Raw genomic sequence first — 14,638 nt, forward strand, 5'->3', positions numbered from 1 at the left:
CTCGCGTCCTCTAAGGCTTTTTGATATTATTGCAAGCAACAGCTTTTATATTTAAGGCGTCTCTTTTTCCAACATTGCAGCCGAATCAACACCGGCACGACGTTATCAAGCCATGCGGTCAAGCCCCCGCAACTGAAGACAGGCGAGTACATCGCAAAGGGCTGACGGGCATGCCGGCGACTGCCTGATCTCAGAATATTGTTCCCTTCCTCATAGGAGTTTCAATGAAATCGATCATGACTTTAGGCTTTGCGGCTCTTGTAGGCTCACTCCCTGTTGTAGCCCACGCCGAGAACGTAACCCCCTACCCGGATGTAGCCGATATTTCCCACGCCGAGCCGGAGACGGCTTCGCTTTTCAGGTCGTTTTTTTCTGTCAAGACACAGAAGAATATTGATGCAACCATGACCTATTTTTCTCCGCACCTTCTTACCTATACTGATGCCACGTTGGGATGGGACCAAAACAGCCTGGAAGCCATAAGAAAGGTTATACCTCACTCCGGTAAAGGCCTCTCCTACCCGACACGGATCCTGGGTGGTTCCATAAATGGCGCGGGCAGCGCGATTGTAGAATTCACGGACACGCCGGAGTTATTTGGCGGTGAGTTGAGAATCGTGGGCGCTGTAGATTTCAAAGATGGCAAAATCATCCGGTGGACGGACTATTGGGATAGCAGCAGTTACGACGACAAGCGCTACCATGAATTTCGCAAACCAGACGATAAATTCCCCACTGACTTCAAAGAGTCGGCAATAACGCAGAACGCCAGTAAAAAAATAACTGCAGTTGCACGCACATTACAATCTGCGCTGAACAGCGGTGATGCACGGGTAGCCGCTGAACTCTTTACTTACGATGCGGTGTTCGAAGATCTGGCGGTCCGTACACAAATACGCGGGCAAGCGGCCATTGAGCGTTATTTTGAGCGTGTTCGTTCCGCGGCGCCTTATATGACCGGGTCTAAATTGCGCCATGTGGTGGGCAGTGACCTGGGTGGCGGCTTTGAATGGCACGGTTCTGCATTAACTCCGGTGAAAACAGGGATTATGGAACTCACGCTGGACTCGGACGGCAAGATCAGCAGAGCGGTATCCATGTATGACGGGCGGCTACTTGGCAAATCCAACGCTACAGATCTTAGGTCGCTAGCAGCCGAGCCTTGAGCATATTGGCCGCAATAGCAAAACTCATAAAGATACGCGAGTTGGCGGCCAAACAATCTTGGCCATCGCCATCGCCGTAGCGCTGGCGGCGGCCGCCCCTTGCTTTATGGTGAATGGCGGCAGTCTGATTGAGAGTCACCTTGTCAACAATCGAGCGTCAGCCGGGCACCACCATATTCGCAAGTACCGACCTCCAGCTTGAATCCGTGCAAAGTGACAATAGCCGCAACTATCGAAAGCCCTAACCCCAGACCACTCTGTTGGCGATGGATGTCGGCACGATAAAAACGCCGGAATACCACCGACCGTTCCGCCGGTGGGATACCAGGGCCGGAGTCCAACACCTCGATGCGAGTGCTGCCCGCATGAGTGACCGCTCTGAGCACGACCTCACCGCCCTCGGGCGTGAATTTGATCGCGTTACTCATCAGGTTAGCCAACGCTTCAAACAACAACGCCCGGTCACCGATCAGGGGAGGTAGCGATTCCGATACCTGCAATTGCGACGTCAGGCGCCCCTGCTCGGCAAGCGGCAAGTAGAAGTCATAAAGCTCCTGCACCAACTGTCGCGGGTCGAATTCAACAAAGCCCGCACGACGCTGGTGATCTTTAAGTTCCGAAATACGTAGCAGGCCGTTAAAGCGCGCCATCAACACATCGGTTTCAGCAATCACTTGATCGATCTGCACAGCTTCGCCTGGACACTTGGCCGCTTGTTGTTGCAGACGGTAAAGCTGCGCCTGGATATGCGTCAGTGGAATACGCAGGTCATGGGCTATGTTGTCGCAAACATCCTTGATTTCGTTCATGAATCGTTCGATGCGGTCGAGCATGGTATTGGAAATGGCAGCCAGCATATCCAGCTCGTCGCGTCGATCTGACAGCGGCAGGCGATAGCTCAAATAGCCGGCGGCGATCAACTCAACGCGAGTTTGAATTGTTCGAATCCGGCGTAACGGGCAACTACGCAGCGAGTACCAAACACCCGCACCGCACAAAAGGATCAGGCACAGCCCCCAGGCCAACGCTCGCAAGATGATCCTGAGAACCCCGGATATTACCCCCTGATATTGAGCAAGGATCAGCCAATGACCATTCAAGGTCCGTATCGCAACGGCATCGCAACGGCTGTGCGGCGAGGCAGAATCGATACAACTGTTCAACTCATGAATCTGACCGTCCAAGGGCAGTCGCGCAGGGATCTGCTGGAGCGGGCCGTTCAGTGGCCTTTTCTGCTCATCGAACACCCCGTAGGTATCGGCATCACTCGCGCCGAACTTGATACCGGCGCTCAGGGCCTCAATCAATTGATCGCCCTCAAGTTGCTCGAAGAACTGCTGGCGCTGCATCAACGACTGTTTGGCAAGGTTTTCGAGGCTACTGAACACGTCGTAATAGAGCCAGCCCATGAGGATGCAGCTCCAAGTCACGAACAGAAAACTATACAGCGCTAGTAGTCGATTGCCGGAAAAGCGCCAGCCCTTAACGGGGTTCGGCAATAACATGGCTACGTACTCGAGACAGGAATGCAGGGCATTCTAAAAGCGGCCCCTTCCATGCATTACCTGAAGCTCGACAATTAATCCTCGAAATCGGACAGATCCTGAACGTCTTCGGAACATTCAGTCGCATTGACTGCTATCGCCCTCAGCGTAATCTTGAGTTACTGCACATGACCTAGCCACCTGATGACACCTCCAACAGGATCAGCACCTTTGCCAGCCCGAGTAAGGTGCCCGTTTCAGCTACCTCCAAAACCCCGCAAAAATCCTCCTGTCGCACACTGAAGCCCTCAACTGGCTGTCAGACGAACTTCTTGAATTTTAAGTAGTTGCGAAAACGCCCACAGTTAAATACTGTATGTGCGTACAGCCAACCAAGGAATTCTCTGTGGCAAAGTCTTCTTCCACAGCACCCACACCGCCAGACGCCTACGAACGCCTGGCGCTACGCGTGCAAAAGATCATCAACTCAACCAACGCCCAGAAAGCCAAGGCAGCGTTGATCTTCCGTCTGCCGGATGAGCCTGTGGATGAGTGGGAGCGCCTGCTGGAAGAGATCGCCGAAAACGATAACGTCACCCTCGCCTATCGGGATGACGGTGGCGTGCAGATTTTCTGGGTTGTGCCGAAGGAAGATTGATTGAATGAGTGTCCGTTTTATCGCTGTGTGCTGCCTGTTTTTTGCCCTCACCGCCAACGCCCAAGCCCCTCGCACCTTCAGCGAAGCCAAGAAAATCGCCTGGAAGCTCTACGCTCCGCAATCCACCGAATTTTATTGCGGCTGCAAATACACCGGTAACCGGGTGGACCTGAAAGCCTGTGGTTACATCCCACGCAAAAATGCCAACCGCGCCGCGCGTATTGAGTGGGAACACATTGTACCGGCCTGGCAAATTGGGCATCAGCGCCAATGCTGGCAAAATGGAGGGAGAAAAAACTGCACGCGCCACGATGATGTGTTCAAGCGGGCCGAGGCGGACCTGCACAACCTGGTGCCGAGTATCGGCGAAGTGAATGGCGACCGTAACAACTTCAGCTTCGGCTGGCTGCCAGTGCAAAGCGGGCAATACGGCTCATGCCTGACCCAAGTGGACTTCAAGGCCAAGAAGGTCATGCCACGACCGTCGATTCGCGGAATGATCGCACGCACGTATTTTTATATGAGCAAACAATACGGGTTACGCCTGTCAAAACAGGATCGCCAGCTGTACGAAGCCTGGAACAAGACCTATCCGGTACAGACCTGGGAGCGCCAGCGCAATCAGACAGTTGCCTGCGTGATGGGCCGCGGCAATGAATTTGTGGGCCCGGTGAACTTGAAAGCCTGCAGTTGAACGTGGGCGGTATTCCCGCCCAGCCCGCCTACTATTGCGCGGCCTTGTGCTCGATGACTTGCGACTCGGTGTCGTTCTTCTTGGCGCGGGCCAGCTTTTCAGTCAGCAGTGCCTGCTTGGCTTCGGCCTCAGCTTTGCTGGCGAACGGCCCCAGAAACACCTCGTCCTTACCGTCCACTTTCACAATATAAAAACTGAAGCCGTGTTCCAGCAACCACGCGGTCAGGTCGGTGATCGCCTGCAGTTTGTGATCCGGCGGGCCTACCCACACATCCCATTCCTGAGCGGCAATCGCGCCGGTTTGTGGCTGGCTTTCGGTCACGGCAGGCTTGGCCTTGGGGGCATCGACAGGTTTGCCTTCACCGCAACCGGTCAATGCCAACACCGCAATTGCCATCGCTACTTTACGCACTGCCCTGCTCCTTTGAGGATAAAGAGGCAACTTTACCATTCACTGTCTATTCTGGCCGTCATAAACGTTGGCTTAAACAATGCGAATGATGTACCGCAGACCTGTATGATGCCGCCATGGGAATTAATGTCGCCTCTATGCGTCCTAAAAGAGGCAGTCACAGGGAAGCGCTTAGCAGTAAGCTACACACATCTGACACCTACCCTGTCTGGAACATGTGTCCTTAAAAGTAATCAAGGAGAAGTCCATGCTTATACTCACCCGCAAAGTCGGTGAAAGCATAAACATCGGTGATAACATTACGATCACCATCCTGGGCGTCAGCGGCCAGCAAGTTCGAATCGGCATCAACGCTCCCAAAGACGTCGCCGTGCATCGTGAGGAGATTTATCAGCGCATCCAGGCCGGCCTCACCGCGCCGGACAAAAACCAGACGCCTTGAAGCGCCCCGAGTAGCCAGCCTTTTCGTTCACAGTGACGGCTGGCGAAAACCCATTCAGCCTGCTCGCGTATGCTTACGCGTTCAGCGCGCCTCCTGCATTTCCCTCGCGGTGAGATAAAACTGTCATAAAGCCTGGAACTTGCGGCGTTATTTGTAGCCGAACCTTCTGACAATCACCCTGCCATCTGTCTGTGTGCATTCAGGAGCACGTCGATGAGGCATCGAGCAACGCCGCCGCTTATTTCCAGATCCTGGATGATCACTCTGTTGATAGGCCTGGTTTTCCTTGCTGCCGGATATGGCCTGAGGTTCGAAATTGACCGCGTCAGCGATCCCGGCACTCACTCTTCGCTGGACCTGGCGTTACTGCTCTGTGGCTACTTGCTGGTGTTTTGCATCAGGCCGATCCAAAAGACTGTTTTGCGCAAGTTGTGCCAACGCGCGGCCCATCGTGAGTATCGAAAAACCACACGCTGACGTTGCCACGCTAGCAGATTGCCGGTATTTACAGACCCACAGTAGCACCTATGCTTGGGCTGGCGCGGACAGTGAAAGGTGCTAAAAGCCGATGGACACCCTCAGCAAATCTCAAATCGAACAAGCGCTGGCGGCACGCCTGCCCAGCTACACGGTGACCTGCACGCTGCATGCTGACGGCACCCTGTCAGCCATTCTCAGCGGCCCGGAAACCGACCACTTTGCGATTACCGGAATCGTGCGCGCGCACTATCGCGGCACTGAAGCCATTGCCCGGCTCGCCAACGAGATACTCAGGGAAATGGTGCTCTCCCGCCAGGGAATGAGAAGCAGCCGGTTACAAGCGTCAACCGACCTGTGTGAAGACCACCGAGGCCGATGACCGACTCGGTGTATTCAGATCACCTTGCCAACGGCCTCAAAGACAACCAGCCGTCAGCATCACACCGGGCTTCTAATCCCTCATACCCTGCTATGCAAGCATGCGCTGTCGCCAGGGGCGTGAGGTGCGTTGAGGTGACCACCATCACATCCGCTCCCGCAGCCTCCCCCGCTCGGATCCCTACGGCAGCATCCTCGAAAACCAGACAGTCCTGTACCGGCACGCCCAAGCGCTGCGCGCCGAGCACATAACAGGCGGGGTCAGGTTTGCCGCGCGCGACATCTTCGGCCGTCACCAATACCACGGGCGCAGCAATGCCCGCCGCCTCCAACCGACGCAATGCCAAGGCCTTGGGTGCCGAGGTCACCAGCGCCCATCGATCGCTTGGCAGACTGTTCAGAAACTCGACTGCACCGGGAATTGCCACAACACCCTGGACATCGTCGATTTCAGCCTCGGTGATCCACTGCGCTTCGACCTCCGGATCAATGCCCGGCAACGCCTGGCGGGTGATGGTATCGATGGCCCTGGCACCATGGATCGTGGCGAGGAACGCCTCGACCTCCAAGCCATGCCGCGTCGCCCAGCGGCTCCACACACGTTCGGCAGCGGCAATGGAATTGAGCAGGGTCCCATCCATATCGAACAGAAAGGCACGGTAGCGTTGGGTCAGTAAGGAGGGGCCTGGAGCGGACACTGCTGGTTTTCCTTCTATTAGCGAACATTGGCTGACCCCGATGCAATCTACGGATCACGCCATTGCATCGCAACCTCGGAATAAAGCGGCAGGCCGCCCATCCCCCGGCCTGAAACGTTACGCGCCCTAAAAATCACCTCTCTGATCCTAGAAACCTTCGGGCCTCAGGCACTTCATTACAAACTTGTCATGATTCTGTTGGTTGGCTGTTCGGGGTGCCTGGTTACCGTGAACTCACTGCCGGAACCTGGCAGCCATCCCTTGGAAAGAGACACCATCATGAAACTGTTTACCCTCGGCTTTGCCACCTTGCTCGCCACCGGTTCGGCATTCGCCGCCGACACTGCCCCTGCAACAAACGTGATCCACGACAAAACCGGCTTCTTCGTTCACCTGGACATCGACAAAGTGTTATCGAGCACCGACACCTACGGGCAGTGCGGCATTGTCCCCGCTCGTCTCAACTACCTGGACCATCAGGGCCGCGAACACGTACTCGACTACCAGGTGCAAGGCATCGGTTGTGCCAGTGAGAATTGATCGGGCTACACTTGCGCCACACATCGAACCAAGGCACTTGCCATGAATATCCTCGTAGTCGAAGACGAACCCAAGGCCGGCAACTACCTGCTCAACGGACTGCGGGAGTTGGGTTACTCGGTGAGCCTCGCCCGTGATGGTGTCGATGGACTGCATCAAGCGCTGGAAGCGCCATTCGATGTGATCGTGCTGGATGTGATGATGCCGAAAATGGACGGTTGGGAAGTGCTGCGCCGCCTGCGCAAGGAAGCCGATACGCCGGTGCTGTTTCTCACCGCCCGCGATGACATTGCCGACCGCATCAAGGGCCTGGAGCTGGGCGCCGATGACTATCTGATCAAGCCCTTCTCGTTCGCCGAGCTGGTGGCGCGCCTGCGCACCCTGACCCGCCGTGGCCCCAGTCGCGAAGAAGAACAGCTGCAAATCGCCGACCTGCAAATTGACGTCCTGAAACGCCGTGTCACCCGTGCCGGTACGCGCATCACGCTGACCAATAAAGAGTTTGCCCTGCTGCACCTGTTCGCGACTCATCAAGACCAGGTGTTATCACGCTCGATGATTGCCTCGCGGGTGTGGGACATGAACTTCGACAGTGACACCAACGTGGTGGACGTTGCCGTGCGGCGCCTGCGCTTGAAAATCGATGATCCGTTCCACCTCAAACTGATTCACAGCGTGCGGGGCATCGGCTACCGCTTCGATACCCAGCCATGAACAACCGTCGCCATTATTCTCTGACCCTGCGCCTGGCGCTGATCTTCGCCTTGCTCGCCTTCGCCCTGCTCGCCACGTTAGGCGTGGCGCTTTACCGCGAGCTGGAACGTGAACTGATCAAGCGTGACGACGCTTCGCTGATCTATCGCGCCGACCAACTGCGCAAACTACTCAACGACAGCAACACCCTGGACCTGATCAAGACCAAGCCGGAGCTGTTCCAGAATATGCTGGGCAACAGCGAGTCGGTGCTGAGCATCGCAGCACCTGGCCAGAAGCCCTTGCTGCTGGTCAACCCGGGAAACATTGAAATACCAGCCGTGCCCCCGGCGCCAAAAGACCGCGAGCTGGGCTTCGCCGACGTGCACCATCTTCCCGGTGTGAATGGCGTGCCCTTCGCCACCGTCGCTGCGTCGATCGACTCGGGAGACCTTGGCAGCCTGCAGGTCACCACCGGGCGCCTGATGACCGAACGCACCAGCATGCTCGCCAGCTATCGCTTGAACGTGTTTATCCTGGCAAGCATCGCCGCGATCATCCTAGCGGTGGTGGGTTACCTGCTCGTGCACCGTGGCCTGCTGCCGTTACGTCGCCTGGCCAGGCACACTCAAGGCATCGGCGTGGGCAACCTGGCCGAACGGCTCGATAGCCACGGCACGCCGAAAGAACTGCTGCCCATGATCGATGCCTTCAACACCATGCTCGAAAGACTGGCCAAAGGCTTTGTGCAGTTGGGCCAGGTGTCTACCGATATGGCGCATGAACTGCGTACACCGATCAACAACTTGCTGGGAGAAACCCAGGTGGCCCTGCAACAAGGCCGCAGTATTGAAAGCTATCAACAACTGCTGGCCTCCAATGTAGAAGAGCTTGAGCGCCTGGCACGGATGCTTGACAACATGCTGTTCCTGGCCCGCACCGACCCCGCCAGCGCGCTGCGCCAACGTCAGGAGTTGAGCGCGGCGGATGAAGTGGAACGCATCGCGGATTACTTCGAAGGGCTGGCCGGTGATGTGCACATGCCCATTGTTGCCGCGGGCGAAGGGGTGATCTGGGCTGAACCGATGCTGCTGCGGCGTGCCTTGGCGAACCTGTGCGCCAACGCCATCAAGTACGGCGCGCCGGGTTCGGAACTGAGCATCCAGGCGATCCCTGATGACGCGGGCATCCATCTGAAGGTGAGCAACCACGGCCAGACCATTCCCGCCGAGCATCTGCCACGCTTGTTCGAACGGTTTTACCGGGTGGATGAATCCCGCGAACGGTCATCCCAGTCCAACGGACTGGGGCTGTCGATCGTGGCAACCATCATGCACTTGCATAACGGGCGATACCGCGTGAGCAGTGAAGATGGCGTGACGTGCTTTGAGTTGTTTTTCCCAGGCCGTGAGGTCTGAGGGAAAGCCCGTCGTCAGCTTACCTGACCACCGCCCAGCACGATGTCGACGTGGGTTTGCCAGGCTGCCGAAACCGCAACACGCAGCCCCTCCACTACCGTCGATAACGCCATCGACGGCTCGCCCGATTCAGGCAGGCCCGGTACATGAATAAACCCACTGCGCGCCGCAGACCCCGCCAGTGCATGCTGCAACCGATAAAACACCTGGTTGCACACAAACGTCCCCGCTGTCTGCGAAACCGAGGCCGCAATACCCGCCTCGCGCACCGCCCTGACCATGCTCTTGATCGGCAATGTCGAGAAGTACGCAGCCGGGCCGCCGTCCAGCACTGGAGTATCAATCGGCTGCGCCCCAAGATTGTCGGGAATGCGCGCATCGTTAACGTTGATCGCAATACGCTCGATGGAAATATCGCTACGCCCAGGGCCCAAGCCCGTGGCGATGACCATGACCGGGTGCAATTCGTGGATCCACCGGAGCAGGCTCTCGGCAGCGGTGGCGAATGCGCAGGGCAAGCAACGCGCAACTATCTGCACATTCTCGCTCAACAGCACGCCATCCAACTGGCGCACGGCCTCCCACGAGGGGTTCACCCGGTCGTTATCAAAAGGCTCGAAGCCCGTCAGCAGCACAATTTGCATAGTGGCCTCACATCAACAGGTAAAGCAGCACGATATTGACCAGAAGCATCATCAATGCAGTCGGTATCTGCGCCTTGATCACCGCATTTTTATCGGGCAACTCCAGCAACGCCGCCGGAACGATATTGAAGTTGGCCGCCATCGGCGTCATCAGCGTTCCGCAGTAGCCGGAAAACATACCGATGGCGGCCATCACCGCCGGGTTGCCGCCGTAAATTCCCACCAGTACCGGCACGCCGACACCGCCGGTCATGACAGGGAACGCGGCAAACCCATTGCCCATGATCACGGTAAACAAGGCCATGCCCAGCACATAAACCATCACCGCCACCCACTTGTAATCCAGGTTGATATAGGTAGTAGTGACGTGGGCGACCGCAGTGCCTACCCCGGCCTCGTTGAACAGCAACCCGAGCATTGCCAGCATCTGCGGCAATACCATGGCCCAGCCCAGGGCTTCGGTCAGACGGCGCGATTCACGCAAGGCTTGTACAGGCGTATCACGGGTCAGCCAGCAGGCCAGGCCAAGCGCAATCAGGCAGCCGATGCCCAGGGAGACAAAGGTCGTGTTCTTCGGGTCCAGCAGAGGTACGCCCCCGATTTCAGTGTGCTTGAGCAACACCGAGCCGATCACCGTGGTCAGCGGTATGGCCAACGCCGGGATAAACAGCTTGTGGCCCAGGCGCCCGGCACTGGCACGGGAAGCCTTGTCATGCAGCTCGGCGTGCTGGCCACGGCCAACGCCGCCCAGACCCGCGATCAACGCCATCACCACCACTCCGACGCCGATGACCACCGAGGGCAGGCGCTCCCCCACCAGAAACGGCACAGCAAACAACAACCAGAACACTGCGCTGGACCAACGCTTGGGGTGGGTACGGTCGAGCAGGATCATGCCCGCGGTGATCAGCAACAGGACACCCGCCAGCCAGTAAAGGTATTGAATGGAAATGATCATTGAGCGGCCTCCACCGGGACGCCGGCGGGGCTCATCTCGCGGGTCAGTCGTCGATCGAAGCGATGGAGCCGGATCGCATGAATGATGAAGGCGCAGATCGCCGTCGGGATGCCCCACACCGCAATGTGCAACGGTTCCACATCAATTCCCGAACCCAGCAAAAAGGTGTGCATCAACGCAATCGCACCGAAGGCGACAAAGATGTCCTCACCAAAAAACAACCCGACGTTGTCGGTGGCGGCGCACATGGCCAGTACCTTGTGGCGCAGCTTGTCCGGCAGCTTGCCAAAGCGTTTTTCCGCTGCGCCTTCGGCCATCGGCGCCAAGAGTGGCCGTACCATTTGCGGATGGCCACCCAGGCTGGTCAGCCCCATGGCCGCCGTGGATTCACGCACAAACAGATACATGATCAGCAAACGCCCGACCGTGGCACGTTCGAAGCGGGCGATCCAGTTTTGCGCATGCAGGCGCAAGCCATGGCGCTCCAACAAGCCGATCACCGCCAGCGGTAATAACAGAATCAATTGCAGGGCGCGGGTCTGAAGGAAGCCATCCCCCATGGAAGTCAGTATTTTTTCCAGCGGGAATTGGGCGGCGAGCCCGGTGGCGATGGCGGCGGCGGTGACCACCAACAGCGGATTGAAGCGCAATACAAAGCCGACCACGATGACGAGTACGCCGATCAACGGCCATAAGTTCACAACTGTTTGCATAGCGGAGAGGTCCTTTAGTGCGCGCTGCGGCGCCATTACAGCAGGATGTGGGCAAAGGGCTCACAGCATGAAAGTGGCGTGCAGTCGGCTAGGTTTTTTTATTGTTGACCTGGAAGGTCGAGCGACAGTGGCGGCATCTTTGCCGCTTGGGCCGGGGGGTGTCCAACAAGAAAAATTGTTGCTGCAAACCAATAATTTTTGTGGGTGATCGAAGGCCGTTGAACACGAACTTACAACTTTATAGGCCACGGGAGATGGATATCCGTTGGGAACCCGAGATCCCACCCCGGCTCAGACTCGGGGCGGGTTCGGCTAAGAGCGTCAGTGCATCATCAGCCCGCCTGGCTTATCCATGAGCACCGATGGCGAACGTCCTACCCCTGTCGCTGCCGTAGACTGGCGGGTCGCATGTCTGTCCAGCTTTGCGCAATGTAGGTCACGCAGTCTTGACGTGGCGCTGCACCGAACAAGACTTGCCAGCCATCCGGAACCTGGGAAAAGGCCGGCCACAGGGAGTGCTGCCCTTCATCGTTGCTCAGGACCAGGAACTGACCATCTTCATTATCGAACGGGTTCATTGCTATTTCTCCAGACAGGATTGATCCAGCCATTTTCGTCGTAATCCGCCAAGCAGCGTTCAACCATCTGCGTCATTGCAGACAGAGAACCCTCCTGCTTGGCCATCAACTGCAGATGCAGTTTGATTTCCTCATGATTGCCAGCGTAGTTGCGCTCATACAGTTCATGCCGCCCAGCGAACTCGGTGCCGACGCAGTCCCACAGCAACTTCAGCAATTTGATACGCTCACGGTGCCCGGTACCGTTAGAACCGCGCACGTAGCGGGCCAGGTAAGCGTCGATCTCAGGATTGGCAAAGTCCTTGGCCGACGACGGCAGATAAATCAGCGCCGAAGCCACTATCTTGTTGATGATCTCCTTTACTCGGCCATAGGCATCCGGCGCCATGGCTCTGTAGGCCAGCGCCGCATGCAGATTGGGCAGTACCGCGCCATCAAGCCAACGGTCCGGCTCTCTGGCCATGGTATTGGCCAGTGACCAGAACAGGTGACGCAGCGCAATAACTTCGCCCAGCAAGACCTGGTTGCCACGGAAGGCATCGCCGCTGGTGGCATGCAAGACCTTGGTGAGGAGGCCGACAAAGAAATCGAGCTTGACTGAGAGTCGGATACACGCCTGGAAACAGGTCCCCTGCAAGATGCCGGAATCGGTCGGAAAGCGCTCCGATAACCCCTGAGGGCCGTAGTGCAGCACCGCCGACCAAGGCACAAACACCCGGTCGAAGACCAGAATGGCGTCGTTTTCGTCGAATCGCGAAGACAGTGGCGCATCGAAGGGCGTCAAGTTAGAGGCCGATTGCCACTCGTAGGAACTGCGGCAAATCACCTTGATCCCAGACGTATTCATCGGCACCAGGAACATGACGTTCTTGCTATTGATGCCGGCATGGTGACTGACAAAGGCGTACTGGCTCAGCGCCGCCGAGGTGGCCACCACTTTGGCCCCCGAGATAATCAGGCCGCCATCGACCTCCTCTTCAACGTGGATGTAGACGTCGCCGGTCTGCTCGGGACACGCACGATCAACCGGTGGATTGGCGATAGCATGGCTGATGAACAGCGCCTGCTCCTGAGTGCGCTGGTACCAGTTGCGAGCATTATCGGCAAAAGAGCCGTAGTAGCTTGCGTTGATACCGAGGGTATTCATGAAGCACGCCTTGTAGTCCGGCGTGCGCCCCATCCAGCCATAATTGAGCCTTGACCAGGCCGCGATAGCCTTCTGTTGCGCGATCAGTTGTCCGGCATCTGCACAGTGAAGAAACGACCGGTGAGTAAAGCCGCCATTGCCGGTATCGGTCGGGCAGGTCAGGACCGACTGTTGGACCGGATCATGTAGCGCGTCGTACAACATGGCCACAGAGCGCGCCGCTTGACGAAAGGCTGAGTGTTGCGTCACGTCGACAACACGCTCGCCATTCAAATAGACACAGCGATCATCCTGCAGACTTCTGAGATAGCCTTCTCCTGTAAACGGTCTATCCGTTGCTGCGGGCGCAGGTGACAAACGATGAGGGTCGTGGATCATTCTCGTATCTACTCCATTAACAGGGACTGAAGGATGGGACCGATTTGCGCGACAGCGGCCGGCTGGGTCAGATCGTCGTGATTTGCCGGCACGTCATACAGTCGGAAACCGCCGCGGGTACTCGCTCGCCATGCATTGATCGAATGGGGGTCGGTCGCATTGGCCGCACGCAAATAGATCAGGGGAGCCTGGATAGCAGGCGGGCTAAAGTCCGCGGATAGCCTGTAGTGATGCAAACTCACGTCCAGCAACGTGTCGAATACGCTGATCGGCAAGAAAGCAAACGGGCTGTCGTGGGAGCCCAGATAGGCAGCAACCTCCTCCCACCGAACGGTTTCGCGTGTGGGTGCCGGTACGGGCGCCGGGTAACCAAGCACTCGGAACAGATTATCGAGATGCTCTGGCGCACTGATGCTCGGCAGTGGCTCAGAATCGGCCAACTGGCTGTCGAGCAGCACCAGCCAATCGACCTGCTCGCCCATCGCCTCCAGTTGTTGCGTCATGGCGTGCGCTACCAGCCCGCCAAATGACCATCCCAGCAGACGATAGGGTCCTGTCGGCTGAACCTGGCGGACCGCCTGGAGATACTGTGAAGCCAGCTCGCTGATCGAGCCCGCCAACGGCTGGGCACTTAACGCAGGCGATTGCAGTCCGTATAGCGAAGCGCTCGCGCCCACATAGGGGATGAAACTGGCGTAGCTCCAACTCAGACCATAGCCCGGATGCACGCAGAACAATCGTTGACCACCGTCGACCTGATGCAAAGGCAGCAACACGGGTAATGCCGAAACTTCCTCGCCATCGTTAAGCCTGGCTGCAAGTGCGGCTACGGTAGGTGAATCGAATAGCCATCGCAGGCTCAAATCAACATGAGTGATCTGACGAATGCGCTTGATCAAACTGGCCGCCAGTAACGAATGCCCTCCCAGTGCAAAGAACGAATCGTCTACCCCTACCTGCTCCAGCCCCAACACTTGGGCAAACAGCTGCGCCAACTGTACTTCCTTCCGCGTAGCCGGTGCCCGGCCCGTACCGGCCTCACTGCGCGGAGCCGGCAATGCCTTGCGGTCAAGTTTGCCATTCGGCGTCTGTGGCAGTGCGACCAGGGTCATGAACAGACGGGGCACCATGTAATCCGGCAGCACCAGAGCCAATCC

The 14,638-nt window shown here is 57.4% G+C and carries 18 protein-coding genes; 9 read left to right on the forward strand and 9 right to left on the reverse strand.

What is annotated here, in order from left to right; translation table 11 throughout:
* The first annotated feature begins 224 nt into the window (after positions 1–224).
* Entirely contained in the window at positions 225–1,166 is a 942-nt protein-coding gene (locus DK870_RS17935; RefSeq protein ID WP_161549298.1) for a nuclear transport factor 2 family protein, read from the forward strand.
* 143 nt (positions 1,167–1,309) lie between these two features.
* Here DK870_RS17935 and DK870_RS17940 read toward each other — a convergent pair whose 3' ends face one another.
* The gene (locus DK870_RS17940; RefSeq protein WP_161549299.1) at positions 1,310–2,671 is read right to left on the reverse strand and encodes a HAMP domain-containing sensor histidine kinase; all 1,362 of its coding nucleotides are present in this window, start codon (positions 2,669–2,671) and stop codon (positions 1,310–1,312) included.
* A 385-nt stretch (positions 2,672–3,056) separates the two neighbouring features.
* Here DK870_RS17940 and DK870_RS17945 point away from each other — a divergent pair, with 385 nt between their 5' ends.
* Complete coding sequence (locus DK870_RS17945; RefSeq protein WP_178126879.1) at positions 3,057–3,308, forward strand: DUF1654 domain-containing protein; 252 nt, start codon at positions 3,057–3,059, stop codon at positions 3,306–3,308.
* Positions 3,309–3,312: 4 nt separating this feature from the next.
* Positions 3,313–4,002 (forward strand): endonuclease, encoded by a 690-nt coding sequence (locus DK870_RS17950; protein ID WP_090369832.1) that lies wholly within the window; start codon positions 3,313–3,315, stop codon positions 4,000–4,002.
* 31 nt (positions 4,003–4,033) lie between these two features.
* Here DK870_RS17950 and DK870_RS17955 read toward each other — a convergent pair whose 3' ends face one another.
* Complete coding sequence (locus DK870_RS17955) at positions 4,034–4,399, reverse strand: SPOR domain-containing protein (protein WP_060755765.1); 366 nt, start codon at positions 4,397–4,399, stop codon at positions 4,034–4,036.
* A gap of 262 nt (positions 4,400–4,661) precedes the next feature.
* Between DK870_RS17955 and csrA the strand changes: the two genes are divergently transcribed.
* The 3 genes from csrA (at position 4,662) to DK870_RS17965 (ending at position 5,715) form a co-directional block, all read left to right on the forward strand.
* Positions 4,662–4,856: a carbon storage regulator CsrA gene (gene csrA, locus DK870_RS17960; protein WP_060755766.1), complete on the forward strand. Its 195-nt coding sequence runs from the start codon at positions 4,662–4,664 to the stop codon at positions 4,854–4,856.
* A gap of 213 nt (positions 4,857–5,069) precedes the next feature.
* Positions 5,070–5,333 (forward strand): hypothetical protein, encoded by a 264-nt coding sequence (locus DK870_RS29705; RefSeq protein ID WP_244385437.1) that lies wholly within the window; start codon positions 5,070–5,072, stop codon positions 5,331–5,333.
* A 91-nt stretch (positions 5,334–5,424) separates the two neighbouring features.
* Positions 5,425–5,715 carry a hypothetical protein gene (locus tag DK870_RS17965; protein ID WP_090369826.1) on the forward strand — a complete coding sequence of 97 codons (291 nt, stop codon included), beginning with the start codon at positions 5,425–5,427 and terminating at the stop codon, positions 5,713–5,715.
* Positions 5,716–5,734: 19 nt separating this feature from the next.
* Here DK870_RS17965 and DK870_RS17970 read toward each other — a convergent pair whose 3' ends face one another.
* Positions 5,735–6,412, reverse strand: a complete 678-nt coding sequence (locus DK870_RS17970) for an HAD family hydrolase (RefSeq protein WP_060755769.1) — start codon at positions 6,410–6,412, stop codon at positions 5,735–5,737.
* A 279-nt stretch (positions 6,413–6,691) separates the two neighbouring features.
* Here DK870_RS17970 and DK870_RS17975 point away from each other — a divergent pair, with 279 nt between their 5' ends.
* Genes DK870_RS17975 through DK870_RS17985 form a run of 3 tightly spaced genes read left to right on the forward strand, consistent with a single transcriptional unit; the run spans position 6,692 to position 9,063 of the window.
* A complete protein-coding gene (locus DK870_RS17975; protein ID WP_104994315.1) occupies positions 6,692–6,952 on the forward strand; it encodes a DUF2790 domain-containing protein in 261 nt (86 codons plus the stop codon).
* 42 nt (positions 6,953–6,994) lie between these two features.
* Positions 6,995–7,666, forward strand: a complete 672-nt coding sequence (locus DK870_RS17980; RefSeq protein WP_161549301.1) for a heavy metal response regulator transcription factor — start codon at positions 6,995–6,997, stop codon at positions 7,664–7,666.
* Positions 7,663–9,063, forward strand: coding sequence for a heavy metal sensor histidine kinase (locus DK870_RS17985; protein WP_161549302.1), 1,401 nt, complete (start codon positions 7,663–7,665; stop codon positions 9,061–9,063). Before DK870_RS17980 ends, DK870_RS17985 begins: the two co-directional genes overlap by 4 nt.
* A 14-nt stretch (positions 9,064–9,077) precedes the next feature.
* Here the strand turns inward: DK870_RS17985 and pcp are convergent, their stop codons facing one another.
* From pcp to DK870_RS18015, 6 genes are all read right to left on the reverse strand, one after another.
* Complete coding sequence (pcp, locus tag DK870_RS17990; protein WP_161549303.1) at positions 9,078–9,707, reverse strand: pyroglutamyl-peptidase I; 630 nt, start codon at positions 9,705–9,707, stop codon at positions 9,078–9,080.
* Positions 9,708–9,714: 7 nt separating this feature from the next.
* Positions 9,715–10,665, reverse strand: coding sequence for a DUF979 domain-containing protein (locus tag DK870_RS17995; protein WP_161549304.1), 951 nt, complete (start codon positions 10,663–10,665; stop codon positions 9,715–9,717).
* Positions 10,662–11,378, reverse strand: coding sequence for a DUF969 domain-containing protein (locus DK870_RS18000; protein ID WP_090369815.1), 717 nt, complete (start codon positions 11,376–11,378; stop codon positions 10,662–10,664). The genes DK870_RS17995 and DK870_RS18000 overlap by 4 nt, the downstream gene beginning before the upstream one ends.
* Before the next feature lie 374 nt (positions 11,379–11,752).
* Positions 11,753–11,956 carry an MbtH family protein gene (locus DK870_RS18005; RefSeq protein ID WP_279613788.1) on the reverse strand — a complete coding sequence of 68 codons (204 nt, stop codon included), beginning with the start codon at positions 11,954–11,956 and terminating at the stop codon, positions 11,753–11,755.
* Positions 11,940–13,481 carry a 4-hydroxyphenylacetate 3-hydroxylase N-terminal domain-containing protein gene (locus tag DK870_RS18010; protein ID WP_161549305.1) on the reverse strand — a complete coding sequence of 514 codons (1,542 nt, stop codon included), beginning with the start codon at positions 13,479–13,481 and terminating at the stop codon, positions 11,940–11,942. The genes DK870_RS18005 and DK870_RS18010 overlap by 17 nt, the downstream gene beginning before the upstream one ends.
* Before the next feature lie 8 nt (positions 13,482–13,489).
* Positions 13,490–14,638 (reverse strand): thioesterase domain-containing protein (locus tag DK870_RS18015; RefSeq protein ID WP_256679878.1); only part of this gene is annotated, 1,149 nt, incomplete at its 5' end.

The organism is Pseudomonas sp. Q1 (assembly GCF_009935975.1).
Lineage (GTDB): Bacteria > Pseudomonadota > Gammaproteobacteria > Pseudomonadales > Pseudomonadaceae > Aquipseudomonas > Aquipseudomonas palleroniana.